The organism is Enterobacter sp. FW301-JW81 (genome assembly GCF_058788735.1).
Genome location: NZ_JBYTBA010000001.1, coordinates 425,546 through 452,023 on the forward strand (window position 1 = coordinate 425,546; position 26,478 = coordinate 452,023).

Sequence of the window (26,478 nt, forward strand, 5' to 3'; positions counted from 1 at the left end):
ACATCCTGCCAGACTAAACGCCTACGCATAGGAGCCACCATGTTTTTAATCAATGGCCTTGAGCAGGACACCATACCTGCCAGCGACAGGGCGATACAGTTCGGCGATGGGTGCTTTACGACCGCGCGCATTCTGGACGGCAATGTCTGCCTGCTGGAGGCGCATATTCGACGCCTGCGGCATGGCTGTGAAACGCTAATGATCCCATTTACGCACTGGGACACATTGCATCAGGAAATGTGCAAGCTGGCATCCGGGAAGCAGAGCGGCGTACTCAAAGTCATCATCACCCGCGGCAGCGGTGGGCGGGGTTATAGCGCCGCATCGTGTCTTAGCCCAACGCGTATCCTCTCCGTGTCTGCCTGTCCTGCGCATTACTCTCGCTGGCGAGATGAGGGTGTTACGCTGACGCTGAGCCCGATCCGTCTGGGACGAAACCCTATGCTGGCCGGCATTAAGCATCTCAATCGCCTGGAGCAGGTGCTCATTCGTACTCATCTTGAACAGACGGACGCCGATGAGGCGCTGGTTCTTGACAGCGAAGGGTTCATTACGGAATGCTGTGCGGCTAATTTACTCTGGCGGCAGGGGAGTGAGGTGTTTACTCCGTCGCTGGATCAGGCTGGCGTTAACGGGATAATGCGTCAGTTTTGTCTGGAGCAGCTGGCACGCTCTGGCTTTCGCGTTGTCGAAGTAAGCGCAGGCGAAGCGGCGCTGCAGACCGCAGATGAAGTCGTCATTTGTAACGCGCTGATGCCTGTTATACCCGTCCGTGCGTATGGCCAACACCGCTGGTCTTCGCGCGAGCTGTTTCAGTTTTTAGCCCCGATATGTGAGCAAACCAGATAGTCATGAAAAAAATGTTGCGCTTTGTCCTTATCCTCATCGTTGCGCTGGGCGTCGCTGGCGGAGCAGGCGTATGGAAAGTTCGTCAGCTGGCGAACAGTAAGATCCTGATTAAAGACGAGACGATCTTTACCCTGAAAGCGGGAACCGGCCGCCATGCGCTTGGGGAACAGCTCTATGGCGACAAGATTATCAATCGTCCCCGCGTATTCCAGTGGCTATTGCGCGTGGAACCTGAACTGTCCCATTTTAAAGCCGGTACCTATCGCTTTACGCCGGGAATGACCGTCAGAGAGATGTTGCAGCTGCTGGAAAGCGGCAAAGAAGCGCAGTTCCCTCTGCGGTTTGTGGAAGGGATGCGCCTGAGCGATTACCTCAAACAGCTGCGTGACGCGCCGTATATCAAACACACGTTAAAAGACGATAGCTATCAGACGGTGGCCGAGGTGCTGAAGCTTGAACATCCAGACTGGGTAGAAGGCTGGTTCTGGCCAGATACCTGGATGTACACGGCGGGGACGACCGATGTGGCGATTCTGAAGCGGGCGCACAAAAAAATGGTTGCCGCAGTGGATTCCGCCTGGGAAGGGCGAATGGAAGGGCTGCCATACAGCGATCGGAACCAGTTTGTGACGATGGCCTCAATCATTGAGAAAGAGACGGCCGTCGCCGCTGAGCGCGATCGCGTGGCATCGGTGTTTATCAACCGGCTGCGCATCGGCATGCGCCTGCAAACCGACCCTACCGTCATCTACGGCATGGGCGAAAGCTATGTCGGTAAGATCTCCAGGAAAGATCTGGAGACGCCAACGGCGTATAATACCTACGTGATTAGCGGTTTACCGCCAGGCCCAATAGCCACGCCGAGCGAGGCTTCGCTCAAGGCAGCCGCGCATCCGGCTAAAACACCGTATCTCTATTTTGTGGCTGATGGAAAAGGGGGGCATACCTTTAACACCAACCTTGCCAGCCACAATCGCTCTGTTCAGGACTATCTGAAGGCACTTAAGGAAAAAAATGCGCAGTAAATACATTGTCATTGAGGGACTCGAAGGGGCGGGTAAAACCACCGCCCGCAACGTGGTGGTGGATACGCTCAACGCGCTTGGCGTGGCGGATATGGTATTTACCCGCGAGCCGGGCGGCACACAGCTGGCCGAGAAGCTGCGCAGCCTGGTGCTGGATATTAAATCCGTTGGCGACGAAGTTATCACTGACAAAGCGGAAGTGCTGATGTTCTACGCGGCGCGCGTACAGCTGGTTGAGACGGTGATCAAGCCCGCTCTGGCCGACGGCAAATGGGTTATCGGCGACCGTCACGATCTGTCTACTCAGGCGTATCAGGGTGGAGGTCGCGGTATTGACCAGACGATGCTGGCAACGCTGCGTAATGCCGTATTGGGTGATTTTCGCCCCGACCTGACCCTCTATCTGGATGTTACCCCGGAAGTGGGCCTCAGGCGTGCGCGTGCGCGCGGCGAGCTGGACCGCATTGAACAAGAGTCCTTTGATTTCTTTAACCGCACCCGTGCGCGCTATCTTGAACTGGCCGCACAGGACAGCTCTATTCGCACCATTGATGCGACGAAATCCCTGGAAGACGTCACGCGCGACATTCAGCAGACCGTTACGCAGTGGGTACAGGAGCAACAGGCATGAAATGGTATCCATGGCTGCGTCCGCACTTTGAACAGCTGATCGGCAGCTATCAGGCGGGGCGGGGGCATCATGCGTTACTGATTCAGGCATTGCCAGGGATGGGTGAGGATGCATTGATTTATGCCATCACCCGTTTTCTGATGTGTCAGCAGCCCGAAGGGCACAAAAGCTGCGGCAAATGCCGCGGCTGCCAGCTGATGCAGGCGGGCACACATCCTGACTACTACACGCTTGAGCCGGAGAAGGGCAAAAGCGCGCTCGGTATTGATGCCGTTCGTGAAGTCAGTGAAAAATTGTACGAACACGCGCGCCTGGGCGGCGCTAAAGTGGTCTGGCTCAAAGACGCCACGCTGCTTACCGAGGCGGCGGCTAACGCCCTGCTTAAGACCCTGGAAGAGCCGCCGGAAAAAACGTGGTTTTTCCTCTCCTGCCGCGATCCGGGACGATTACTGGCAACGTTGCGCAGCCGCTGCCGTCTTCATCACCTAGCGGTGCCTCAGGAATCGTGGGCGCTGAGCTGGCTTGAACGAGAGGTGACAACGTCACCTGAAAGTGCGTTGTCCGCATTGCGTCTGAGCAGCGGTGCGCCCGCGGCGGCACTGACACTACTGCAACCTGACGTCTGGTCACAGCGAGAAACGCTCTGCCGTGCCGTCGAATCTTCACTCAATAGCCAGGACTGGCTAAGTTTGCTGCCGGCACTGAACGGCGATCCGGCCGATGAGCGTCTGCACTGGCTGGCCTCCTTGCTGTTGGATGCGCTCAAACTCCAGCAAGGAGCAACGCTGCTGACTAACCCGGACGTATGGCCACTGGTGAATACGCTGGCGAACCGCCTCTCAGGGGCGGTTCTACACGCGATGCTTCATGACATTTGCCAGAGCCGCGAACAGCTTTTAACCGTGACTGGTCTTAATCGCGAGCTTTTACTGACCGACCAGCTACTGCGTATTGAACACTACCTGCAACCAGGCGTTAAGCCGCCTGTTTCCCATCTCTGAGAGAGACATTATGTTTTTAGTCGACTCACACTGCCATCTTGATGGCCTGGATTATCAATCCCTGCATAAAAACGTGGATGACGTGCTGGCAAAAGCCGCTGCCCGCGATGTGAAATTCTGCCTTGCGGTGGCGACGACGCTGCCGGGCTATCGCACGATGCGCGAGCTGGTGGGCGTTCGCGATAACGTGGTGTTCTCCTGCGGCGTGCACCCGTTGAATCAGGACGAGGCGTACGACGTTGAGGAGCTGCGCCGACTGGCAGCGGAAGAGGGCGTGGTGGCAATGGGGGAAACCGGGCTGGACTATTTCTACACGCCGGAAACCAAACCGCGCCAGCAGGAGTCCTTCCGCCATCATATCCGCATTGGCCGCGAGCTTAACAAGCCGGTCATTGTTCATACCCGCGATGCGCGTGCCGATACGCTGGCGATCCTACGGGAAGAAAATGTGACGGATTGCGGTGGCGTACTACACTGTTTCACAGAAGACAGAGAAACGGCGGGTAAACTGCTTGATTTAGGGTTTTATATTTCGTTTTCTGGGATCGTGACGTTCCGTAACGCAGAGCAGCTTCGTGATGCTGCACGCTATGTTCCGATCGATCGCATCCTGGTGGAAACAGACTCTCCTTATCTGGCACCGGTACCGCATCGCGGTAAAGAGAACCAGCCGGCCATGACGAGAGACGTTGCGGAGTACATGGCCGTGCTTAAAGGTGTCAGTATCGAAGAACTGGCCCGCGTCACGACGGAAAACTTCTCTACGCTGTTCCATATCGACCCCGCCCGCCTGCAATCTGTTTGATACACCTGTTTTTTTTAGGCTCGTAATTAATAAGTAAAACGAGTAAAGTTCACCGCCTCATTTGGGGCGGTGAGGGTGTTTTTAGACACATCCGGACATGCTTTTTGTAAATAACTGAAAGTTTTTCGACCGCCTTAAGCTGAAACGTGATAGCCGTCAAACAAACTCAGAGGGAATTATTTTACTCTGTGTAATAAATAAAGGGCGCTTAGATGTCCTGTCCACGGCACGGTACTCCCCCCGGGCCAATGCGTGAAAGCGTAAAAAAAGCACAAATACTCAGGAGCACTCTCAATTATGTTTAAGAATGCATTTGCTAACCTGCAAAAGGTCGGTAAATCGCTGATGCTGCCAGTATCCGTACTGCCTATCGCAGGTATCCTGCTGGGTGTCGGTTCTGCTAACTTCAGCTGGCTGCCAGCCGTAGTTTCACACGTGATGGCCGAAGCAGGCGGTTCAGTCTTTGCTAACATGCCACTGATCTTCGCGATCGGTGTGGCTCTGGGCTTCACCAACAACGACGGCGTTTCTGCGCTGGCTGCAGTGGTTGCTTACGGCATCATGGTGAAAACCATGGCTGTGGTTGCGCCGCTGGTTCTGCATTTACCGGCAGAAGAGATCGCTGCGAAACACCTGGCGGACACCGGTGTGCTGGGCGGTATCATCTCCGGTGCGATTGCAGCGTACATGTTTAACCGCTTCTATCGCATCAAGCTGCCTGAGTATCTGGGCTTCTTCGCGGGCAAGCGTTTCGTTCCGATCATCTCTGGTCTGGCAGCGATTTTCACTGGCGTGATCCTGTCCTTCATCTGGCCACCGATCGGTTCCGCTATCCAGACCTTCTCCCAGTGGGCTGCTTACCAGAACCCAGTTGTGGCGTTTGGTATCTACGGCTTCATCGAGCGTTGCCTGGTACCATTCGGTCTGCACCACATCTGGAACGTTCCATTCCAGATGCAGATTGGTGAATTCACCAACGCAGCAGGTCAGGTATTCCACGGTGATATCCCACGTTACATGGCGGGCGACCCAACTGCAGGTAAACTGTCTGGTGGCTTCCTGTTCAAAATGTACGGTCTGCCAGCTGCGGCGATTGCTATCTGGCACTCTGCTAAGCCAGAGAACCGTGCAAAAGTGGGCGGTATCATGATCTCCGCAGCGTTGACCTCGTTCCTGACCGGTATCACCGAGCCGATCGAGTTCTCCTTCATGTTCGTTGCGCCGATCCTGTACATTATTCACGCGGTTCTGGCGGGCCTGGCGTTCCCAATCTGTATTCTGCTGGGTATGCGTGACGGTACGTCCTTCTCTCACGGTCTGATCGACTTCATCGTTCTGTCCGGTAACAGCAGCAAGCTGTGGCTGTTCCCAATCGTTGGTGCGTGCTATGCGGTTGCGTACTACACCATCTTCCGCGTGCTGATTAAAGCACTGGACCTGAAAACCCCAGGTCGTGAAGATGCGACAGAAGACAGCAAAGCAGGCGCAACCAGCGAAATGGCGCCAGCACTGGTCGCAGCGTTCGGTGGTAAAGAGAACATCACTAACCTGGACGCGTGCATCACCCGTCTGCGTGTGAGCGTTGCCGATGTAGCGAAAGTAGACCAGCCGGGTCTGAAAAAACTGGGCGCAGCAGGTGTTGTTGTTGCAGGTTCGGGTGTACAGGCAATCTTCGGTACTAAATCCGATAACCTGAAAACCGAAATGGATGAGTACATCCGCAGCAACTAAGTTGTGACCTGGGGAGACTAAGGCAGCCGAATGGCTGCCTTTTTTATTGGTGCGGTTTTATGTCTTAAAAAACATCACCAGGACGCAGGAGCGGTCACTCTTCATCCAGCTGATAAACATTCAGGAAAGAAATCGGGGGAGGAGGTTGAAAGGACAGGAGAAACTCGCTCATACTCTTGAATTGTGTCACGCGCTCATCCAGAGAGTGTGTCAACAGCGGACGCATCGCACCAGACTAAACAAAAAAGGAAAAGGTCATGGCTGAAGAAACGATTTTCAGTAAAATTATCCGTCGCGAAATCCCTTCGGATATCGTCTATCAGGATGAACTGGTGACGGCTTTCCGGGACATTTCCCCTCAGGCCCCGACGCACATCCTTATCATTCCTAATATTCTGATTCCTACCGTAAACGACGTAAAAACCGAGCACGAAGTGGCGTTAGGTCGTATGCTGACGGTGGCCGCGAAAATTGCTGAGCAGGAAGGCATTGCGGAAGACGGCTACCGTCTGATCATGAACTGCAACCGTCATGGCGGGCAGGAAGTTTATCACATTCACATGCATCTGCTGGGCGGGCGTCCTTTGGGACCGATGCTGGCACACAAAGGTCTTTAACATGCTTAAAGGGCGTATTGCAGCGCTGGTAGTGACGATGATGATCGCAGGATGCAGCTCGCGCCCGGCGATCCCCGTGAATGATGAACAGACGCTGGTGATGGAATCCTCCGTACTTGCCGCAGGCATCACGGCGCAGCAACCCGCGTTGACCATCAGTGAAATCAATTCGTCTGCCTCCTCTACGCTCTTCAATGAAAGACATGAACCAGTGACGGTCCACTACCGCTTTTTCTGGTATGACGTAAGAGGTCTTGAAATGCATCCGCTGGAAGCGCCGCGAAGCGTCACCATTCCGGCAAGATCGTCGGTAACGCTCTATGGCAGCGCCAACTATCTGGGTGCGCATAAGGTGAGACTTTATCTTTATCTCTAAGGGGTGAATCTTGATTAAAAATTTGAGCCGCTATGCGCTCGTGACAGCTTTCGCTCTGTTTCTGGCAGGGTGTGTGACGCGTACTGAACAGCCAGCGCCTGTGGAAGAGGCTAAACCGGGTACTGAACAGCCGACGCAGCCCGCGCAGCCGCAGCCAACCGTGCCATCTGTGCCGTCTATTCCGGAACAGCCGGGTCCAATTGAGCATCCGGACCAAACGTCGCAGCCCACGCCGCGCGTGCGCCATTACGACTGGAACGGCGCAATGCAGCCGATGGTCGGTAAAATGCTGCAGGCTCAGGGCGTGACGGCAGGCAGCGTGTTGCTGGTCGATAGCGTGAACAACCGTACCAACGGTTCGCTGAACGCGGGCGAAGCGACGGAAACCCTGCGCAATGCCCTGGCAAACAACGGTAAGTTTACGCTGGTTTCGGCTCAACAGCTCGCGGTCGCGAAACAGCAGCTGGGCCTGTCGCCGCAGGATAGCCTCGGCTCACGCAGCAAGGCGATCGGTATTGCCCGAAACGTTGGCGCACAGTATGTGCTGTACTCTAACGCCACCGGTAACGTGAATACGCCAGCCCTGCAGATGCAGCTGATGCTGGTTCAGACAGGCGAAATTATCTGGTCAGGTAAAGGTGCGGTTACGCAACAATGACAGCACGCGTGAAGAGATTCTGACACGCTATTTTCCTCAATATCGCCTTATCGCGCCGCAGGCCCACTCCGGGCTTGGCGGCGCGAGTTGCATTATAGCGCAGGGCGAGCATCGTCTGGTCTTGCGGCAGAATCACGATCCCTTCGCGCCTGCTTTCCATTTCCGTCGTCAGTTTCGAGCCCTGAGACGTCTTGCGTCAGATCTCGTGCCTGAACCCCGATTTTTCAGACAGGGCTGGATGGCCGTCGAGTATCTGGAAGGGGAAGTTAAAAGCGCGCTGCCGGACACTTCAGCGCTTGCGGCGATGCTGTATCATTTGCACCGGCAGCCACGTCTGGGATGGCGAATCACGCTATTCCCGCTGCTTGAACACTACTGGCAGCAAGCCCTGCCTGACAGACGCACCCTAACGTGGCTGGCATATCTCAAACGGTTGCGTAAAGCGGGTGAGCCACAGCCGATCCGGCTCTCGCCGTTGCACATGGATGTTCATGCCGGAAATATTGTGCATACGTCAGCGGGTATCCGGCTTATCGACTGGGAATATGCCGGAGACGGCGATGTGGCGCTGGATCTGGCGGCGGTCTGGACGGAGAGTGACGCCGCGCGGCGGGCGCTCATCAGCGACTATGCCCACGCGGCAAAAATTGACGTCGACGCGCTGACGCGGCAGGTCAGGCGCTGGCGTCCCTGGGTCATCATGTTAATGGCCGGCTGGTTTGAAATGCGCTACCAGCAGTCCAGAGACAAACAATTTATTGCGCTGGCAGACGATGCCTGGCGTCAGTTACAAACTAAAGGATAAGAGAGGTGGATGTGGGTCCAGTCATGTTGGATGTAGAAGGGTTTGAGCTGGATGCGGAGGAGCGTGAAATTCTGGCGCATCCGCTGGTGGGTGGCCTGATCCTGTTTACCCGCAACTATCACGATCCGGCGCAATTGCGTGAGCTGGTGCGTCAGATCCGCGCCGCGTCGCGCAATCATCTGGTGGTGGCCGTCGATCAGGAAGGCGGACGCGTGCAGCGTTTTCGCGAAGGGTTTACCCGTCTGCCGGCAGCCCAGTCTTTTGCCGCGCTGTTGGGCACGGAAGAGGGTGGAAAACTGGCGCAGGACGCCGGCTGGCTGATGGCCAGCGAAATGATCGCCATGGATATCGACATCAGTTTTGCCCCGGTTCTGGACGTGGGGCATATCAGCGCCGCTATTGGCGAGCGTTCATACCATGAAGATCCACGTATTGCGCTGGCAATGGCGACCCGGTTTATCGACGGCATGCATGATGCCGGGATGAAGACCACCGGCAAACACTTCCCGGGCCACGGGGCGGTGACGGCGGATTCCCACAAAGAGACGCCGCGCGATCCGCGCCCGGAAGCGGAAATTCGCGCCAAAGATATGTCGGTTTTCCAGTCGCTTATCACCGATAACAAGCTGGATGCCATTATGCCTGCGCACGTGATTTACAGCGACGTTGACCCACGTCCTGCCAGCGGCTCTCCGCACTGGCTGAAAACCGTTCTGCGCCAGGAGCTGGGCTTCAATGGCGTGATTTTCTCCGACGATTTATCGATGGAAGGGGCGGCGATTATGGGCAGCTACGCAGAACGCGGTCAGGCATCGCTGGACGCAGGTTGCGATATGATCCTGGTCTGCAATAATCGTAAAGGTGCCGTTAGCGTGCTGGATAACCTGTCGCCGATCAATGCAGAGCGTGTTACACAATTGTATCATAAAGGTTCATTTAGCCGTCAGGAGCTGATGGATTCGGCGCGCTGGAAGACGGTCAACGCCCGGCTTGAAGACCTGAATGAGCGCTGGCAGGCACATAAAGCCAGCCTGTAAACCCTCCCGGAAGGCGTAGCGTGGTGAGAAGACGATGATCATCTATTTACACGGTTTTGACTCTAACAGTCCTGGTAATCATGAGAAGGTGCTGCAGCTGCAGTTTATCGATCCGGATGTCCGGTTGATCAGCTACAGCACGCGCCACCCGAAGCATGATATGCAGCATCTGCTCAAAGAAGTGGACAAGATGCTGCAGCTCAACGTCGACGATCGCCCGTTGATTTGCGGCGTGGGGCTGGGCGGCTACTGGGCGGAGCGGATTGGCTTCCTGTGCGACATCCGCCAGGTGGTGTTCAATCCTAACCTGTTCCCGAACGAGAACATGGAAGGCAAAATTGACCGCCCGGAAGAGTACGTCGACATTGCGACCAAGTGCGTCAGCAATTTTCGGGAGAAAAACCGCGACCGCTGTCTGGTGATCCTGTCGCGTAACGATGAGGCGCTTAACAGCCATCGGGCTGCAGAACTGCTGCATCATTACTATGAGATCGTCTGGGACGAAGAGCAGACCCACAAGTTCAAGAACATCTCTCCGCACCTGCAGCGTATCAAAGCCTTTAAAACGCTGGGTTAAGCCCCTGAAGCAGGTCCAGAAGCCCGGACGCGAAAGCGTGCCGGGCTTTCTTTTTGACCAGAATTGTCTACTTTTAAGCCATCAAAACTTGATGCATATCAATTTTGGTATGACCAATGCGCCTGACGTGTTATTCTCAATGCACCTGAATGGTTTCAGTGCTGTAACCTGTTGTTAATTAAGGGTTATTTTTATAACTTTTAATTAACAATTGGTTAATAATTTGAGGGGGTCACGTTGACTACGCCATTGAAAAAGATAGTGATTGTAGGCGGTGGAGCAGGCGGGCTGGAGCTGGCGACACAGTTGGGCAAGAAGCTGGGCCGCGGTAAAAAAGCCAAAATTACGCTGGTGGATCGTAACCACAGTCACCTGTGGAAACCGCTGCTGCACGAAGTGGCGACCGGTTCTCTGGACGAGGGCGTGGACGCGCTTAGCTATCTGGCGCACGCGCGCAACCACCATTTCCAGTTCCAGCTGGGCTCGGTGGTGGACATCAACCGTGAAAGCAAAACCATTACCCTGGCAGAGCTGCGTGATGAAAAAGGGGAGCTTCTGGTCCCTGAGCGCAAACTGGCGTATGACACGCTGGTCATGGCGCTGGGCAGTACCTCCAATGACTTCAACACGCCTGGCGTGAAAGAGCACTGTATCTTCCTCGATAACCCGCATCAGGCGCGTCGTTTCCATCAGGAAATGCTGAACCTGTTCCTGAAGTACACCAACAATATGGGTGCGAACGGTAAGGTGAATATCGCCATTGTTGGTGGCGGTGCGACGGGCGTTGAGCTGTCCGCTGAGCTGCACAATGCGGTGAAGCAGCTGCACAGCTACGGCTACAAAGGGTTAACCAACGAAGCGCTGAACGTGACGCTGGTCGAAGCCGGTGAACGTATTCTGCCTGCGCTGCCGCCGCGTATTTCCGGTGCGGCGCACAATGAACTCACCAAACTGGGCGTGCGGGTGCTGACGCAGACCATGGTGACCAGCGCCGACGAAGGTGGCCTGCACACGAAAGACGGCGAGTACATCAAAGCGGATCTGATGGTCTGGGCGGCAGGTATCAAAGCGCCTGACTTTATGAAAGAGATCGGTGGCCTGGAAACGAACCGCATCAACCAGCTGGTGACTGAGCCGACGCTGCAAACTACCCGCGACCCTGACATCTTTGCTATCGGCGACTGCGCTTCCTGCGCGCGTCCTGAAGGCGGCTTCGTACCGCCGCGCGCCCAGGCGGCGCATCAGATGGCGAGCCTGGTACTGCACAACATTCTGGCGCAGACCAAAGGTAAGCCAATGAAAGCCTATGTCTACAAAGACCACGGTTCTCTGGTATCGCTGTCTAACTTCTCAACCGTCGGCAGCCTGATGGGCAACCTGATGCGTGGCTCGATGATGGTAGAAGGGCGCATTGCACGCTTCGTGTATATCTCCCTGTACCGCATGCACCAGATTGCGCTGCACGGCTACTTCAAAACCGGGCTGATGATGCTGGTGGGCAGAATCAACCGCGTGATCCGTCCGCGTCTGAAGCTGCACTAATCTTTCACTCCCTCCGGGCCTTCTGGAGGGAGTTTTTAGCATATCGTGCTGCAGATCACAGAATGCGTGCTTAAGAGTTCTCCTAAATAGAATATATCCCCCCTCAACGCCTCTTTTTTGATCCTTTATCTGATTGGCGAAGCCGTGCCTCCATTGCAAAATTGTTACCAATAGCAACAAAGGAGGAAGTCCCGTGAATAAATCAATGTTGGCGGGTATAGGGATTGGCGTCGCGGCTGCGTTAGGTGTGGCTGCCGTTGCCAGTCTGAACGTATTAGATCGCGGCCCGCAGTATGCACAGGTGGTTTCTGCTACTCCGATTAAAGAAACCGTGAAAACCCCTCGTCAGGAGTGCCGCAACGTCTCCGTGACTCACCGTCGTCCTGTTCAGGATGAAAACCGTATTGCCGGCTCTGTTTTGGGTGCGGTAGCCGGTGGGGTCATTGGTCATCAGTTTGGCGGTGGCCGCGGTAAAGATGTGGCGACCGTGGTCGGCGCGCTGGGCGGTGGCTATGCCGGTAACCAGGTGCAGGGCGCGATGCAGGATAACGATACCTACACCACAACTCAGCAGCGCTGCAAAACCGTCTATGACAAGTCGGAGAAAATGCTGGGTTATGACGTGACGTACAAAATTGGCGATCAGCAGGGCAAAATCCGCATGGATAAAGACCCAGGCACGCAAATCCCTCTGGACGGTAATGGCCAGCTGGTTCTGAATAACAAAGTGTAAAAAAGATGTTCTCTGAACTTAGCTCCTCATGCGCTCAGGCTGAGGAGCTTTTTTTTGCGTCAGATTTTGAGCAGCTCAGGCCACAGCCGCAGCGTGGTGTCGCTAATAGTCTGCAGTTTTTCCAGTGAAGCCCCTTCGCGGGCGCTGATCGACATCCCCTGCAAAATACAGCTCAGATACTGCGCCAGCACCTGAGGGTTGCAGTGCGCGGGGATTTCACCGCGCTGCTGGCGCTGAGCCAAAAACGCGCTCAGCGTATCCTCCTGCATGGCGTGACGCGATTTCACCGTATTGGCGATCTCTTTAGACGATGCCGCAAGGGTGGCAGAGGTGTTAATCATAAAGCAGCCCGCAGGCGTGTCTTTACTGGTAAAGCAGGTGGCAACGGCGGTGAAATAATCTCTCAGTGCCTGCTCAACGCTTTTTTCTTCACAAAATAGCTGGGCTTCGTGTTTCGCCGCAAAGCGCGAAATGTACCTGTCGAGCACCGCCCGGAACAGCCCCTCTTTATTGGTAAATTCAGCATACAGCGTCGGCGCTTTGGCTCCGGTGGCTTCTACCAGATCGGAAAGCGAGGTTGCTTCATACCCATGTTGCCAGAAGAGAGTCATGGCCTTATCAAGCGCTGCATCCCTGTCGAACACTTTTGGTCGGCCACGGCTTTTCTTCGCACAACTCGTGACATCGGTTGTCATTTGCCGTTGGTCCTCTGTTGGTTTGTTGAATAATCATTATAAAAATAAACGCAAGCCACCACCAGCGCTGAATGCTTAAAAATAAATTAATCATATGAGTATGAAAAATAACGACTTTAAAATTAAGTTAACGCTCATTATAAAATTATGTTGACGCGTGACCTGGATCACATTTATGATTTACCTATCGATCGTTAAGTAAATAACTAACGACCTAAACAATCATCTGCCTAAAGGTAAAAATCATGAAAAACGTAAAAACCCTCATCGCTGCCGCCGTTCTGAGCTCACTTTCTTTCGCAAGCTTTGCCGCCGTTGAAGTGCAATCCACACCTGCTGACCAGCATAAAGTCGGGACTATCTCCGCATCTGCCGGCACTAACCTGGGTTCACTGGAAAGCCAGCTGGCGCAAAAAGCTGATGAGATGGGGGCGAAATCTTTCCGTATTACCTCTGTGACCGGCCCTAACACGCTGCACGGCACGGCTGTAATCTACAAATAAGCCACGCATAAACCCTCATTTATGCCACTGCAATAAAAAACGCCCTGCATGAGCAGGGCGTTTTTTTATTCATACTGCTTACCAGCTGTATTTTATACCCAGCATACCTTGCGTATCGCTGTATCCCTTGGTACCTACCTGCTGAGCTACGTTGCCCCACAGAGAGACATTCTTCGACAGCTGACCTTCAACACCCGCTTTCAGTTCACCGATGTTGCGGTTGCCCGCCAGATTCACTTTTTCACCATTAAGCGATGCGCCAAAGTCTTTAGTATTGTGGATCCAGTTGGCTTCCACGAACGGCTGGAAGTTACGGTCGTTGCCATCGTCCAGCTTGTTGTGAGCATGGCCGTACAGACGCACGCCAACGCGGCTTTGAATATTGCCGTCGCCGTTACCTTCTACACGGGTACCGTTGACTTCTTTGTGCGAGTCCGCCTTCACGCCCATCCAGGTTATCTGCGCTTTCGGCTGGATATACAGCGCGCTACGCTCGCTGAGATCCGCCATTTTCCAGGTGTAGCCAGATTCCACAGAAGCGGTGAAGCCTTTTGATTTGTACGTCTCCGTAGCAACGTCATCACCAGAAAGGGTGTTGTTGAACCAGTTGTACTGCATCCAGGTATCAACATACGCGCCTTCTTTACTTTCGTTGTCCTGCAGCCAGGTACCGTAGACGCCGACGCTGTATCCGTCGATGCTGCTGGTAGCACGGTTACCGTTACGCTGGTTTTCTGCACGGCTCTTCTGGTTGGCATAGCCGCCCATCACGCCCAGATGGTAGCGGTCCGCGTTATTGCTGCTCCACTGCGCCACGTCACCGCCAAGCTGCATTACATAGCGGTTACTTTGCATGCTCAGCTGGCCGCTGCTGTCGTGCTGGCGGGTATGTCCGCCCACGTTACGCAGCCACATGCTGGTCGCGCGTGCTTCACCGGTCAGGGCATCAACGTAGTGGGCTTCACCCAGACGGTCATGTAAACGGGTGTTGAACAGCGTGTTAGCCGCAGCCAGGTTAACACCATACAGACCTGCTTCTGGACGCACCGCGTGTTCAACAGCCGGTAACGGTGTCGGAGAGGCTGGCGTCACCGGATCGGGCGGATTGACCGGCGCTGGTGGCTCAGGCTTCACCGGAGGTTCTGTTGGTTCTGTCGGTTCCGGCGGTGCTGGAGGTTCTGGCGTTTCTGGTATTTCAGGCGTCAGCGCGCTGCTCAGGTACCAGTTTGCGGCGTTCTGACCCGCGCCGCGCTGCAGGGTATAGTCATACGCCCCGGCAACAATACGGCCATTCTGTTTAAACTCACCGGCAGAGTTACCGTTAACGGCGATCAGCTCAATCCCGTTCGTCGTCAGGCCGCCTGTCCCGCCTGCGTTCAGCACCATCACGTTGGTGGTGCCGCTTGTATTACCGTTGACAATCATGCGGTCGGTAGGGGAGTTGTCATCGCCAAGCGCCGTATTCATCACCAGGTTGCCGTTGCTGCCCGCGTAATCACCGTCCACCGTCAGGGTTTTGAACGTGGCAGCGTCACGCGTCTGTCGCTGCGTCCGCGCGGAGGTATGCATAAAATTCAGCGTCGATTCATTCAGCGTCAGGTTAGTCAGCTGAGAATCTTTGGTCATATTCCAGACCGAGTCTTCTGCCAGCGACAGGTTGTTAGTCCCGCCAGTGCTGGTCAGGAAGCCGCCGTCGAAACGGGACGCCCTGACGGCGCTGAGATCGACCAGCCCTGCATCTTTCGCTTCAACGGTACCCACGACTTGCATGTTCTGCCCAGCCGCCGACACGCGAGAATCGGCGTTCTCCGCCAGAATGGCAATGGTATCCGGATCGTTGTAGTTCACGCCCAGGCTCGCCTCGCCGTTTAGCGCAATGCTGCCGCCTTTATCCGCGTGGATGTAGTGCCATGTGCCGCTGCGGGTCGTATCCGCAACGTCAACGTTCAGTTTGCCATTAACGACGAGGTTCCCCGGCGTCTGCGCGCTATCTTTTGAGGCAAACAAGCCCGTGCCTTTGGTCTGTTGATGCCCGTTCGTATTCATCGAGATGGCCAGATCCTGGGTGGTCAGTTCCGACGAGCCAACGGATTCCGCCCCGCGAAGTTCCGTACCGTCCGCACCGGCGTTCAGGGCGAGCGCTATTTTACCGTGGCTGGTGAAGTAGGAGTCTAAATCGATATCGTCGAGTCCGTCTGATACCCAGATCCCCGAGGTTATCGCGCCGGTCTTATTGACGGTGATGTCGATCTGCGTATCGCCCTGAGCGACGATGTGACCGCCAGCGGTGCTGATACCATCGGCAAAATCATCGGCCACGGATGTAATCACCGCATTGTTATAGGTGATGAGGGAGCGAGCGTTTTCTTCAACGGACTGTGAAGAAAGCCCCACAGCATACATCTGTCCCGTGCTGGTCAGGCGCAAATCGTCAGCGGTAACCCGCGTGCCGTTTTTGGCATAAATACCCAGCGCCAGGCTTTCGTTACCGAGTGCCGTAGTATTAACGGTGGTTAACCCCGTCAAATCAATGTTCGCATTCGCCTTTTCACCATGGATCCCAACGACAAACTTATCGTCACGCTGGTGGCTCATATTGATTGTCAGGTCGTCGGCAACGATTTTCCCTTCTTTAGCAAGGTTAGCCGCGCTGATTGCGCCCGTCGTAGTGACGCCTAAGGCAAACACAAACTGGTAATCTTTATCCAGAGGAAGATCAGGTCGGTTGGGAACCGTGCCCTCGATCAGATCGCCATACGTGGTATTAATAGTCGAACCACTCCCTAAGTTGATTGTCCCGCTGTTGGCGACGATAACGCTGCCGCTGGTGATCAGAAGATCGCCATTCTCGAACTCACCCCAGCCCATGATCAGCGGAGAGCCGCCGTTGTGATTCACGGTAACGCTGCCGTTATCCGCAACTGAAATGACGCTATTTTCACCTGCGGTACCGATAACCTTGTAAACGCCACCGTTGGCAATCACGCCGCTTCCGGAAATAACGCCGTTGGCATTATTGATTTCTTCGATTTGCGCAATAGCATTGTTCACGAACAATAAGCTACTGATTAACACCGCAGTAGTGCTTAGTTTAAATCTTTTCATATACTATCCGTTACGACGAACAATCGTATGCAATTATTTAATTGAAAGAAGAAGGCATTTGAGTATTTATAACCAAAGTGCTGAAAATTAATTTCGACTTATTGCAAGGCTTGCTGTCGAATACAATGATTATTATGCCTTGAGCTAATTCTCCCGTTTTAGGAAATAATCACAAATGAAATGGTTTTAACTGGATTTGTGGAATTAAATGCTATTAAATATAGAGTGTAAGGACTTATGTGTCGTCATTTTTGTAGTAGTGATTCTTCATGCTGACATGGCTGAAATATGAAACGGCGTTACGCATTTTCCAGAGGATAAAAATCGGGTTTTAAGATATTGTCCTGCTGTTACTATCAGTATTTCATCAGAAATAAGATATACCTAAGAAATAAGGGTTCACTGTTTTTTTTACGTTCCACGCTACACGCTTTTTTTTGCCTGTATGCAAATACGCTTTCCGGTACCAGGACATGATGGAAGTCAGTCTGACATATTCAGAGACAGGCATGGCGTAATCACGCTATGCCTGTCTCTTTTACTGCAGGAGGGGGCCGCTAGCAGAGCAGTGCTTTATATCGACTGCTGTGCGTTATCGTGGTGTCGCGTGACGTCCGTTGGCATGCCGGACCGCGTCGTCATCGCGGACTCCATCACCGTCTCGTCCGTGCTGGCACTGGTTTTAAAACTCATCAGTGCTGCATTAAGGTTAATTGGCAACGTTTGCGGATCGTCGCCGATATTTTTCGACAGCGGCTGATGCACTTCAACCAGCCGTACGCCGCCAGGCTCTTCAGAGACCTTAATCGGGGTGTTGATTATATTGACCTTCGTGCCGAGCGCCAGGACGTTGTACAGCTTCTTGATGTCGTCATCGCGCAGGCGGATACAGCCGGAGCTGACGCGCATACCGATCCCGAAATCAGCGTTGGTTCCGTGCAGCAAATACACTCCGCCGTATGCGGCAAGGCGGATTGCATGATGCCCCATCGGGTTGTCTGGCCCCGCAGGGACAACTGCCGGTAGCTCTATACCCTGCGCTTTGTAACGGGCACGAATATTGGCGGTTGGTGTCCAGGTTGGGTTTGCCCGCTTCTGCGATACGGTCGTGACCATCGTTGGCGTTAGGGTGTCGCCGCCCAGCTGGCCAATGCCTATCGGGTAGACGGTCACTTCATTTTTGCCTGGGGGATAGTAGTAAAGACGCAGTTCGGCAAGGTTTATTACCAGCCCTTCACGCGGCGCATCCGGGAGTATGGTCTGCAGAGGGATCGTCAGCACGCTACCGGCGCGCGGCACGTAAGGGTCAACGCCGGGGTTGGCCTGCAGCAAAGCCAAAAAGCCGACGTTATATTTTTTGGCAATTGCTTCCAGCGACCCGCCGTTATTTTCCACCACGTGAAACTGGTTTTTCCCGACCACATTGCTGCCGGGAGGCGGAAGAGGCCAGGTATTGGCGCGCGCAGGAAGGGTTATCGCTACCGCTGCGGCCAGCGCGAAAAAACAAATCCATCGGGTAAAACGCGTAGAGGTCATCATCACCATAATCCATGTAAATGATAAGGTTATTGTTTTATAAGCAGTTAACGATAATTATGGCGAATGAGCGTGTCGGGAAATCCAGGGGAAGTGCAAAGAGTTTGTAAATTATGCCCCGGCAGCGAGCGCCGTGCTGCCGGGGAGACGATTACGCGATCGCGTTCTCTTCCAGCTGACGCATAAAGTTACGCACCCAGTCCATACGGGTTTTGCGCTCCGTCAGCTCCTGGGTAAATTTCAGGCGCGTCGGCCCATCCAGACGGAAATGCTGCGGCTGTTTTTGCAGCAGACCGATCAGCCACATCGGGTTGACGTGGTTCTTCTCGGCGAATTCAATCACGCCGCCTTTTTCGTTGCCTTCAAGCTTACGAATGCCCAGCTTCTGTGCCTGCTGGCGCAGGCGCGCGATATCCAGCAGATTTCTCGCCGCATCGGGCAGCAGACCAAAGCGGTCGATCAGCTCAACCTTGATCTCTTCCAGCTCGTTTTCCTTCTTCGCACTGGCGATGCGCTTGTAGAACGACAGTCGGGTATTCACATCCGGAATGAAATCGTCCGGCAGCAGGGAAGGCATACGCAGCTCGACCTCGGTCTGCTGGCTGGTGAGATCTTCCAGCGACGGCTCGCGTCCGGCCTTCAGCGCATCGACCGCATTTTCCAGCAGCTCCATATAGAGCGAGAAACCGATGGTCTCCATCGAGCCGCTCTGGTCCTCACCCAGCAGTTCACCGGCACCGCGGATCTCGAGATCGTGCGTGGCCAGCGCAAAGCCTGCGCCGAGGTCTTCCAGCGAGGCGATGGCTTCCAGACGCTTTTGCGCGTCGGTGGTCATCGCTTTCGGATGCGGCGTCAGCAGCCAGGCGTAGGCCTGATGGTGCGAACGTCCGACGCGGCCGCGCAGCTGATGGAGCTGCGCCAGACCGAAGTGATCCGCACGTTCGATGATGATGGTATTGGCCGTCGGGATATCAATACCGGTTTCAATGATGGTGGTGCACACCAGCACGTTAAAGCGCTGGTGGTGGAAATCGTTCATTACCCGTTCCAGCTCGCGCTCGCGCATCTGCCCGTGACCGATAGCAATGCGCGCTTCCGGTACCAGCTCCGCCAGCCGGTCCGCCGCTTTCTGGATATTTTCCACATCGTTGTAGAGGTAATAGACCTGTCCCCCGCGCAGCACTTCACGCAGAATGGCCTCACGGACCACCAGATTATCGTACTCGCGGACAAAGGTTTTTACCGCCAGACGGCGCGCCGGCGGCGTGGCAATAATCGACAGATCGCGCATGCCGCTCATCGCCATATTCAGGGTTCGCGGGATAGGCGTCGCGGTCAGGGTCAGGATATCGACGTCGGCGCGCATCGCTTTGATGCGCTCTTTGTGACGTACCCCGAAGCGGTGCTCTTCGTCGACGATCAGCAGCCCCAGATCTTTCCACTTCACGTCGCTTTGCAGCAGCTTGTGGGTGCCGATCAGAATGTCGATTTTACCCTCGCTGGCCTGCTCCAGAATTTGGGTCTGCTCTTTGGTACTGCGAAAACGCGACAGCATCTCGATGCGTACCGGCCAGTTGGCAAAGCGGTCGCGGAAGTTGTCAAAGTGCTGCTGAGCGAGCAGGGTGGTTGGCACCAGCACCGCCACCTGCTTGTTGTTTTCAACCGCAAGGAAGGCGGCGCGCATCGCCACTTCGGTTTTACCGAAGCCGACGTCGCCACAGACTAAGCGGTCCATCGCCAGCGGCTGGCACATATCGCTCAGCACGGCGTTAATGGCCTGGGCCTGATCCGGCGTGGTTTCAAACGGGAAGCTGTCGCAGAACAGCTGGTACTGTTCTTTATCATGCTTAAAGGCAAAGCCCTCTTTAGCCGCGCGCTGGGCGTAGATATCCAGCAGCTCGGCCGCCACGTCGCGCACTTTTTCCGCTGCTTTCTGGCGCGCGCGTGCCCAGGCGTCGCCGCCCAGCTTGTGCAGCGGCGCATTGTCTTCGGCACCGCCCGCATAGCGGCTGATAAGATGCAGTGAGGAGACCGGAACGTACAGTTTGGCATCGTTGGCGTAGGTCAGCATCAGGTATTCACCTTTGATGCCGCCCGCCTCCAGCGTGGTCATCCCCTGATAGCGGCCAACGCCGTGCTCCAGGTGAACAATCGGCTGGCCCGGATGCAGTTCGGCCAGGTTACGGATCAGCGTGTCCGGATTGATGGTTCGACGGCTGTCCTGACGGCGACGCGCGACGCGCTCGCCCAGCAGGTCGCTTTCGCAAATCAGCGCCAGGTTGTTGAGCGTATCAATAAACCCGTGCTCGGCGGCGCCAATCATCAGGTAACGACCGTTTCCGGTCGCCTCGCTCAGACGCAGGATGCGTTTCGGCGCAACCTTAATGCGCCCCAGCAGTTCACCGAGCGCTTCACGACGGCCTTCACTCTCAACGGAGAACACTACCGGGCCGGTAAAGGATTCGAGGAACTTGCGCAGATTATCCAGCGGTGATTTCTGTTGTGCCTGAACGGCGAGGTCCGGCAGCGTCCGGAAGGCGAGGTTAGTGTTGGCGGCCTTATCGGCAAGCGAATCGGTTTTAAGCTGCATACGCGGCCAGCGCTTCAGCTCGGCGTTGAGCTCATCGGTTCGCAGCCACAGCGCTTCCGGCGGCAGCAGCGGACGCATCGGGTCAACGCCCCGGTTTTCAAAGCGGGCGCGGGTTTCGCTTTCAAAGCGGCTGGCGCTGGCGTCGATATCGCCGGTGTTAACAATCAGCGTATTCGCCGGGAAGTAGCTGAACAGGGCCGGCAGCGGCTCGTTGAAGAACAGCGGCTGCCAGTATTCGATCCCGGCAGGAAGCGTGCCTTTGCTGACCTGCTGGTAAATATGTTCGGCGTCGCGCTTCACCTCGAACCTGTCGCGCCACTGGCTGCGGAACAGTTCGATAGCGGTTTTGTCCGTCGGGAACTCATGCGCGGGCAGTAAATTGATCGACTCCACTTCTTCCAGCGTGCGCTGCGTGTCGGCATCGAATACGCGCAGGCTATCGATTTCGTCATCGAAAAAGTCCAGACGATACGGCTGGTCGCTGCCCATTGGGTAAAGGTCGAGCAACGCGCCGCGGGTCGCGTATTCCCCGTGCTCCATCACCTGATCGACGTGGCGATAGCCGGCACCGTCAAGCTGCGCGCGCAGGGCATCACGGGACAGGCGCTGGCCCTTTTTCATCACCAGCGCGTGGCCATGCAGGTAGCTGTGCGGACAGACGCGCTGCATCAGGGTGTTCACCGGCACAATCAGCACGCCGCGCTGCATGGTTGGCAGCTGATAGAGCGTCGACAGGCGCGAGGAGATGATCTCCTGATGCGGAGAGAAGCTGTCATACGGCAGCGTTTCCCAGTCGGCCAGGCTGAACACCAGGCTATCGGTGAACTGGCGAATTTCGTCGTGCAGGCGCAGGGCGTTTTGCATATCCGGGGCAACCAGTATCACCGGGCCAGGATGACGCTCAGCGATTTCTGCCACCAGCGTGGCGCACGCCGCGCCCGTGAGTTCACCCAGCTGGCGCTGGTCGCCCGCTTTGACAGGCAAGGAATAACGATAGTGTTCAGGCATGGCTATGTCAGAGTCTCTTATGGATATACCAACAGTATTGGGGCATATCACTGATACGCAATGTCTTTATTATCCTCGATCGTTTTGCATAAGCAAATCGGAACCGCACGGCGGGGCAATACGCCCCCGAAGCGGGGGCGGAGAGGGCATTAACGGGTGGTCGGTGACAGACTTAGCGTTGAGGGAGGAGAGAAGAGAATGTCCCCAAACAGTGCGGTGGAGAGTTTACGCACCCCAAGCCCGGCAAGGGTACAGATAAGCAGGCTGGCAAACGGGTAGACCAGAATTAAAGTCAGCTCAGCCCAGACCGGCCAGTATGCGGCATTCATCTCGCCAATCAGGAACAGGCTAAAGGCCTCGATTAAGATGCGGTGGGTGGTATAGATCGCAATAGTGTTTGAGCCAATCACGTTAAGCAGGTTATGCGGATGAACGGCATAGCGCTGCTCAAGGCTGTAGAACAACTTCATGATCAGCACAATCGACAACAAGGAGAGCAGCAGCGGAACGTTAGCAAACCACAGCACCACCGAGACGGCAGCGAAAGCGGCTGTCGCCAGCCAGATGCGGCGCAGGTTGACGTTTTTCATCCATGCCATCAGCTCTGCGCCATACCACGCCCCAAGGCTGTAGTAGATCATGTTGCGTACCACGCTGTTCATTCCCCACCACGGCAGCGGCAGGAAGTTGATCGCGATGCTTGCCAGCGCCAGCAGTCCCAGTACCGGCAGCTTCCAGCGGCTCAGCAGTTTACACAGCGTGAAGTAGACCACCAGGGCATACAGATACCACAGGCTGGTGCTGGCGGTGAGCATCCCGCGCACAAATCCTGAGAACGAGTCGGCATAGGCCGCGTTCGACGAGGTAGCAAGCTCACGCTCTGGTGCCAGCCAGGCGTTCAGATGGCTCAGCGCCTGCCACTGCAGGACGCCCCACAGCGCCAGGACCCAGACAATGCTCCAGATGCGTTTGTCGAGACTGGCGCGCCAGCCCACCTCGTCAATATAGCGACGGATCAAGTAGCCAGAAATAAAGAAGAAGACCGGCATACGGAACGGTGCGAGGTAGAGGTTAAAATAGACCCAGCATTTGGCGAGAAGGCCAGAGAACGGGTGTTGTAGCCCGATCAGATGCGGATAAAACGTGATGACCGAATGATAGATAACCACCAGGCAGATGCACAGCCCTTTTATCTGGTTAATCCATAATGCTTTTTGCTTCATTGTTCGCAACTACCTTATTGCCATAAACGAACGAGCAATTGTTCTAAAACGAAACCAGGATGTAATGGGTAACAGTCTGTATCAGGAGGTTTTTCGGAAAAGGTGGAGGTTGCGAGGTGCACTTTCAGCTATTAGCACCCTGATTTATCTGAATTTTTCGGAAAAATGATTACCAAAGCTTACGGTTTCAGTCATTTACGCTTAACGGATTCGCTTATATACTCGTGGGTCTGCTATCAGCAAACAGACGGATTTCATGTATCAACCTGTCGCACTCTTTATAGGCTTACGCTACATGCGTGGGCGCGCCGCGGACCGCTTCGGTCGCTTTGTCTCCTGGCTTTCGACTATTGGCATCACGCTTGGCGTGATGGCACTGGTGACGGTGCTTTCCGTCATGAATGGCTTTGAGCGCGAGCTGCAAAACAACATCCTGGGGCTGATGCCGCAGGCCGTACTCTCATCTACCAACGGTTCGGTTAACCCGCAGCAGCTGCCGGAAAGCGCGGCGAAGTTACAGGGCGTCACGCGCGTTGCGCCGTTGACGACCGGCGACGTGGTGCTGCAAAGTGCCCGCAGCGTGGCGGTCGGCGTGATGCTGGGTATCGACCCGGCGCAAAACGATCCGCTGACGCCATACCTGGTTAACGTGAAGCAGACCGATCTCGAAGCCGGAAAATACAACGTTATTTTGGGTGAACAGCTTGCCGGCCAGCTTGGCGTCAACCGTGGCGATCAGCTGCGCGTGATGGTGCCTTCAGCCAGCCAGTTTACGCCGATGGGGCGCCTGCCAAGCCAGCGTCTGTTCACCGTAATTGGTACCTTTGCTGCCAACAGCGAAGTCGATGGTTACCAGATGCTGGTTAACATCCAGGACGCATCACGCCTGATGCGTTATCCGGCGGGGAATATCACCGGCTGGCGCCTGTGGCTCGACGCGCCGCTGAAGGTCGATACGCTCAGCCAGCAAAAGCTGCCGGACGGCACGAAATGGCAGGACTGGCGCGAGCGTAAAGGCGAACTTTTCCAGGCCGTTCGCATGGAAAAAAACATGATGGGGCTGCTGCTGAGCCTGATCGTGGCCGTAGCTGCCTTTAACATCATCACCTCGCTGGGCCTGATGGTCATGGAAAAACAGGGCGAAGTCGCCATTCTGCAAACCCAGGGGCTCACGCCGCGCCAGATCATGGCGGTCTTTATGGTGCAGGGCGCGAGCGCCGGGATTATCGGGGCGTTGCTCGGGGCGGCGCTGGGCGCGCTGCTTGCCAGCCAGCTTAATAACTTAATGCCGATCATTGGCGCGCTGCTTGATGGCGCGGCGCTGCCGGTGGCTATCGAGCCGCTGCAGGTGGTCGGTATTGCGCTGGCCGCGATGGCCATTGCGCTGCTTTCTACGCTTTATCCTTCCTGGCGCGCCGCCGCCACCCAACCCGCTGAGGCTTTACGTTATGAATAAGATCCTGTTGCAATGCGACAACCTGTCCAAACGCTATCAGGAAGGCTCTGTGCAGACTGACGTGCTGCACAATGTGAGCTTCAGCGTGGGCGAAGGCGAGATGATGGCGATTGTCGGTAGCTCTGGCTCCGGCAAAAGTACCTTATTACACCTGCTGGGCGGGCTGGATACCCCAACCAACGGCGACGTGATTTTCTCCGGCCAGCCGATGAGCAAAATGTCCTCCGCGGCGAAGGCCGAGCTGCGTAACCGCGAGCTGGGCTTTATCTACCAGTTCCACCACCTGCTGCCGGATTTCACGGCGCTGGAAAACGTGGCGATGCCGCTGTTGATTGGCAAAAAGAAACCGGCAGAAATTAACGCCCGCGCCAGCGACATGCTGAAAGCGGTAGGGCTGGGCCATCGCGGTAACCACCGTCCGTCGGAGCTTTCCGGCGGCGAGCGTCAGCGCGTGGCGATTGCCCGTGCACTGGTGAACAACCCGCGTCTGGTGCTGGCGGATGAGCCTACCGGTAACCTGGATGCGCGCAATGCGGACAGTATTTTCCAGCTCCTGGGCGAGCTGAACGCCTCGCAGGGCACCGCGTTTCTGGTGGTAACCCACGATCTGCAGCTGGCAAAACGCATGGGGCGCCAGCTTGAGATGCGCGACGGCCATCTGAATGCAGAACTGACTCTGATGGGAGCGGAGTAATGGCTTCACCGTTATCGTTACTCATCGGGCTACGCTTTAGCCGCGGTCGCCGTCGCGGCGGCATGGTGTCGCTGATCTCCGTCATTTCGACCATCGGTATCGCGCTGGGTGTGGCGGTGCTGATTGTTGGCCTGAGCGCCATGAACGGCTTCGAGCGAGAGCTGAATAACCGCATTCTGGCGGTGGTGCCGCACGGGGAAATCGAACCGGTTAACCAGCCCTGGAGCAACTGGAGCGACGCCCTCGCCAAAGTGGAAAAGGTCCCGGGCATCGCCGCTGCTGCGCCCTACATTAATTTTACCGGGCTGGTGGAGAGCGGGGTAAACCTGCGCGCCATTCAGGTGAAAGGGGTGAATCCCGCCCAGGAGGAACGTCTGAGCGCGCTGCCGAAATATGTGCAGAACGGCGCGTGGGCGAACTTTAAGGCCGGCGAGCAGCAAATCATCATGGGTAAAGGCGTCGCGGATGCGCTGAAGGTAAAGCAGGGCGACTGGGTGTCGATCATGATCCCCAACGCCAGCGCCGATCACAAACTGCAGCAGCCTAAACGCGTGCGCCTGCACGTCACCGGTATTCTTCAGCTGAGCGGTCAGCTTGACCATAGCTTTGCGATGGTGCCGATGGAGGATGCGCGCCAGTATCTCGACATGGCCGACAGCGTGACGGGCATTGCCATCAAGGTGAACGACGTCTTTAACGCCAACAAACTGGTACGTGACGCGGGCAGCGTGACCAATAACTACGTCTACATCAAGAGCTGGATCGGCACTTACGGCTATATGTACCGTGATATCCAGATGATCCGCGCCATTATGTATCTGGCGATGGTGCTGGTGATCGGCGTCGCGTGCTTTAATATCGTCTCGACGCTGGTGATGGCGGTCAAAGACAAGAGCGGTGATATTGCCGTGCTGCGTACCCTTGGGGCAAAAGATGGTCTTATTCGCGCCATCTTCGTCTGGTACGGTTTGCTGGCGGGGCTGTTCGGCAGCCTCTGCGGCGTGGTGATTGGTGTGGTGGTTTCCCTGCAGCTGACGCCGATTATCAACGGCATTGAAAAGCTCATTGGCCACCAGTTCCTGTCGGGTGACATCTATTTTATTGACTTCCTGCCGTCTGAACTGCACTGGCTGGACGTTTTTTATGTGCTGGTTACAGCACTTTTACTGAGTCTGCTGGCAAGCTGGTATCCGGCGCGTCGCGCAAGCCGAATTGATCCGGCGAGGGTATTAAGTGGCCAGTAATTACGTCATGATCTAGCGGCTTTCGGGCCGCCAGGTT

At 55.6% G+C, this 26,478-nt stretch carries 23 protein-coding genes; 18 read left to right on the forward strand and 5 right to left on the reverse strand.

The window, feature by feature from the left end; genetic code table 11:
* Window positions 1-39 precede the first annotated feature (39 nt).
* From pabC to AC3WOK_RS02070, 14 genes are all read left to right on the forward strand, one after another.
* Window positions 40-849 carry an aminodeoxychorismate lyase gene (pabC, locus tag AC3WOK_RS02005; RefSeq protein WP_492353839.1) on the forward strand — a complete coding sequence of 270 codons (810 nt, stop codon included), beginning with the start codon at window positions 40-42 and terminating at the stop codon, window positions 847-849.
* Window positions 850-851: 2 nt separating this feature from the next.
* Window positions 852-1,874 carry a cell division protein YceG gene (yceG, locus tag AC3WOK_RS02010; RefSeq protein ID WP_492353840.1) on the forward strand — a complete coding sequence of 341 codons (1,023 nt, stop codon included), beginning with the start codon at window positions 852-854 and terminating at the stop codon, window positions 1,872-1,874.
* A complete protein-coding gene (tmk, locus tag AC3WOK_RS02015) occupies window positions 1,864-2,505 on the forward strand; it encodes a dTMP kinase (RefSeq protein ID WP_047348989.1) in 642 nt (213 codons plus the stop codon). Before yceG ends, tmk begins: the two co-directional genes overlap by 11 nt.
* Window positions 2,502-3,506 (forward strand): DNA polymerase III subunit delta', encoded by a 1,005-nt coding sequence (holB, locus tag AC3WOK_RS02020; protein ID WP_059311026.1) that lies wholly within the window; start codon window positions 2,502-2,504, stop codon window positions 3,504-3,506. Before tmk ends, holB begins: the two co-directional genes overlap by 4 nt.
* Before the next feature lie 10 nt (window positions 3,507-3,516).
* Window positions 3,517-4,311, forward strand: coding sequence for a metal-dependent hydrolase (locus tag AC3WOK_RS02025; protein WP_059311025.1), 795 nt, complete (start codon window positions 3,517-3,519; stop codon window positions 4,309-4,311).
* A gap of 297 nt (window positions 4,312-4,608) precedes the next feature.
* Window positions 4,609-6,042 (forward strand): PTS glucose transporter subunit IIBC, encoded by a 1,434-nt coding sequence (gene ptsG / locus AC3WOK_RS02030; protein ID WP_047348986.1) that lies wholly within the window; start codon window positions 4,609-4,611, stop codon window positions 6,040-6,042.
* Between the two features lie 257 nt (window positions 6,043-6,299).
* Window positions 6,300-6,659 (forward strand): purine nucleoside phosphoramidase, encoded by a 360-nt coding sequence (gene hinT / locus AC3WOK_RS02035; RefSeq protein ID WP_006809243.1) that lies wholly within the window; start codon window positions 6,300-6,302, stop codon window positions 6,657-6,659.
* A gap of 1 nt (window position 6,660) precedes the next feature.
* Window positions 6,661-7,035 carry a YcfL family putative periplasmic lipoprotein gene (locus tag AC3WOK_RS02040; RefSeq protein ID WP_047348985.1) on the forward strand — a complete coding sequence of 125 codons (375 nt, stop codon included), beginning with the start codon at window positions 6,661-6,663 and terminating at the stop codon, window positions 7,033-7,035.
* Between the two features lie 10 nt (window positions 7,036-7,045).
* Window positions 7,046-7,693 carry a penicillin-binding protein activator LpoB gene (lpoB, locus tag AC3WOK_RS02045; RefSeq protein WP_047348984.1) on the forward strand — a complete coding sequence of 216 codons (648 nt, stop codon included), beginning with the start codon at window positions 7,046-7,048 and terminating at the stop codon, window positions 7,691-7,693.
* Entirely contained in the window at window positions 7,674-8,498 is an 825-nt protein-coding gene (thiK, locus tag AC3WOK_RS02050; RefSeq protein ID WP_492353841.1) for a thiamine kinase, read from the forward strand. The genes lpoB and thiK overlap by 20 nt, the downstream gene beginning before the upstream one ends.
* Window positions 8,499-8,509: 11 nt before the next feature.
* A complete protein-coding gene (gene nagZ / locus AC3WOK_RS02055; protein WP_063956716.1) occupies window positions 8,510-9,535 on the forward strand; it encodes a beta-N-acetylhexosaminidase in 1,026 nt (341 codons plus the stop codon).
* Window positions 9,536-9,569: 34 nt separating this feature from the next.
* On the forward strand, window positions 9,570-10,112 hold the full coding sequence (gene ycfP, locus AC3WOK_RS02060) for an alpha/beta hydrolase YcfP (protein WP_008500781.1): 543 nt from the start codon (window positions 9,570-9,572) through the stop codon (window positions 10,110-10,112).
* Between the two features lie 237 nt (window positions 10,113-10,349).
* Window positions 10,350-11,654, forward strand: coding sequence for an NAD(P)/FAD-dependent oxidoreductase (locus AC3WOK_RS02065; protein WP_492353842.1), 1,305 nt, complete (start codon window positions 10,350-10,352; stop codon window positions 11,652-11,654).
* Between the two features lie 193 nt (window positions 11,655-11,847).
* Window positions 11,848-12,387, forward strand: a complete 540-nt coding sequence (locus tag AC3WOK_RS02070) for a glycine zipper 2TM domain-containing protein (protein WP_008500779.1) — start codon at window positions 11,848-11,850, stop codon at window positions 12,385-12,387.
* A gap of 59 nt (window positions 12,388-12,446) precedes the next feature.
* Here AC3WOK_RS02070 and comR read toward each other — a convergent pair whose 3' ends face one another.
* A complete protein-coding gene (comR, locus tag AC3WOK_RS02075; protein ID WP_059311023.1) occupies window positions 12,447-13,082 on the reverse strand; it encodes a TetR family copper-responsive transcriptional repressor ComR in 636 nt (211 codons plus the stop codon).
* Window positions 13,083-13,327: 245 nt separating this feature from the next.
* Here comR and bhsA point away from each other — a divergent pair, with 245 nt between their 5' ends.
* Entirely contained in the window at window positions 13,328-13,585 is a 258-nt protein-coding gene (bhsA, locus tag AC3WOK_RS02080) for a multiple stress resistance protein BhsA (RefSeq protein WP_059311022.1), read from the forward strand.
* 78 nt (window positions 13,586-13,663) lie between these two features.
* Here the strand turns inward: bhsA and AC3WOK_RS02085 are convergent, their stop codons facing one another.
* From AC3WOK_RS02085 to AC3WOK_RS02100, 4 genes are all read right to left on the reverse strand, one after another.
* Entirely contained in the window at window positions 13,664-16,690 is a 3,027-nt protein-coding gene (locus AC3WOK_RS02085) for an autotransporter outer membrane beta-barrel domain-containing protein (protein WP_492353843.1), read from the reverse strand.
* A gap of 573 nt (window positions 16,691-17,263) precedes the next feature.
* Window positions 17,264-18,229 (reverse strand): L,D-transpeptidase LdtC, encoded by a 966-nt coding sequence (gene ldtC / locus AC3WOK_RS02090; RefSeq protein WP_059311020.1) that lies wholly within the window; start codon window positions 18,227-18,229, stop codon window positions 17,264-17,266.
* A 148-nt stretch (window positions 18,230-18,377) separates the two neighbouring features.
* Complete coding sequence (gene mfd / locus AC3WOK_RS02095; protein WP_063955825.1) at window positions 18,378-21,824, reverse strand: transcription-repair coupling factor; 3,447 nt, start codon at window positions 21,822-21,824, stop codon at window positions 18,378-18,380.
* 149 nt (window positions 21,825-21,973) lie between these two features.
* A complete protein-coding gene (locus AC3WOK_RS02100; protein WP_492353844.1) occupies window positions 21,974-23,047 on the reverse strand; it encodes an acyltransferase family protein in 1,074 nt (357 codons plus the stop codon).
* 256 nt (window positions 23,048-23,303) lie between these two features.
* Here AC3WOK_RS02100 and lolC point away from each other — a divergent pair, with 256 nt between their 5' ends.
* Genes lolC through lolE form a run of 3 tightly spaced genes read left to right on the forward strand, consistent with a single transcriptional unit; the run spans window position 23,304 to window position 26,441 of the window.
* Complete coding sequence (gene lolC, locus AC3WOK_RS02105) at window positions 23,304-24,503, forward strand: lipoprotein-releasing ABC transporter permease subunit LolC (protein ID WP_047348976.1); 1,200 nt, start codon at window positions 23,304-23,306, stop codon at window positions 24,501-24,503.
* Entirely contained in the window at window positions 24,496-25,197 is a 702-nt protein-coding gene (gene lolD, locus AC3WOK_RS02110) for a lipoprotein-releasing ABC transporter ATP-binding protein LolD (protein ID WP_047061583.1), read from the forward strand. Before lolC ends, lolD begins: the two co-directional genes overlap by 8 nt.
* Window positions 25,197-26,441, forward strand: a complete 1,245-nt coding sequence (lolE, locus tag AC3WOK_RS02115; protein WP_447855418.1) for a lipoprotein-releasing ABC transporter permease subunit LolE — start codon at window positions 25,197-25,199, stop codon at window positions 26,439-26,441. The genes lolD and lolE overlap by 1 nt, the downstream gene beginning before the upstream one ends.
* The last annotated feature ends 37 nt before the right edge of the window (window positions 26,442-26,478 follow it).

Coding starts and splice junctions, on each gene's coding strand:
- pabC (WP_492353839.1), top strand. CDS start 40: ATGTTTTTAATCAATGGCCTTGAGCAGGACACCATACCTGCCAGCGAC.
- yceG (WP_492353840.1), top strand. CDS start 852: ATGAAAAAAATGTTGCGCTTTGTCCTTATCCTCATCGTTGCGCTGGGC.
- tmk (WP_047348989.1), top strand. CDS start 1,864: ATGCGCAGTAAATACATTGTCATTGAGGGACTCGAAGGGGCGGGTAAA.
- holB (WP_059311026.1), top strand. CDS start 2,502: ATGAAATGGTATCCATGGCTGCGTCCGCACTTTGAACAGCTGATCGGC.
- AC3WOK_RS02025 (WP_059311025.1), top strand. CDS start 3,517: ATGTTTTTAGTCGACTCACACTGCCATCTTGATGGCCTGGATTATCAA.
- ptsG (WP_047348986.1), top strand. CDS start 4,609: ATGTTTAAGAATGCATTTGCTAACCTGCAAAAGGTCGGTAAATCGCTG.
- hinT (WP_006809243.1), top strand. CDS start 6,300: ATGGCTGAAGAAACGATTTTCAGTAAAATTATCCGTCGCGAAATCCCT.
- AC3WOK_RS02040 (WP_047348985.1), top strand. CDS start 6,661: ATGCTTAAAGGGCGTATTGCAGCGCTGGTAGTGACGATGATGATCGCA.
- ycfP (WP_008500781.1), top strand. CDS start 9,570: ATGATCATCTATTTACACGGTTTTGACTCTAACAGTCCTGGTAATCAT.
- comR (WP_059311023.1), bottom strand. CDS start 13,082: ATGACAACCGATGTCACGAGTTGTGCGAAGAAAAGCCGTGGCCGACCA.
- bhsA (WP_059311022.1), top strand. CDS start 13,328: ATGAAAAACGTAAAAACCCTCATCGCTGCCGCCGTTCTGAGCTCACTT.
- AC3WOK_RS02085 (WP_492353843.1), bottom strand. CDS start 16,690: ATGAAAAGATTTAAACTAAGCACTACTGCGGTGTTAATCAGTAGCTTA.
- ldtC (WP_059311020.1), bottom strand. CDS start 18,229: ATGATGACCTCTACGCGTTTTACCCGATGGATTTGTTTTTTCGCGCTG.
- mfd (WP_063955825.1), bottom strand. CDS start 21,824: ATGCCTGAACACTATCGTTATTCCTTGCCTGTCAAAGCGGGCGACCAG.
- AC3WOK_RS02100 (WP_492353844.1), bottom strand. CDS start 23,047: ATGAAGCAAAAAGCATTATGGATTAACCAGATAAAAGGGCTGTGCATC.
- lolC (WP_047348976.1), top strand. CDS start 23,304: ATGTATCAACCTGTCGCACTCTTTATAGGCTTACGCTACATGCGTGGG.
- lolD (WP_047061583.1), top strand. CDS start 24,496: ATGAATAAGATCCTGTTGCAATGCGACAACCTGTCCAAACGCTATCAG.
- lolE (WP_447855418.1), top strand. CDS start 25,197: ATGGCTTCACCGTTATCGTTACTCATCGGGCTACGCTTTAGCCGCGGT.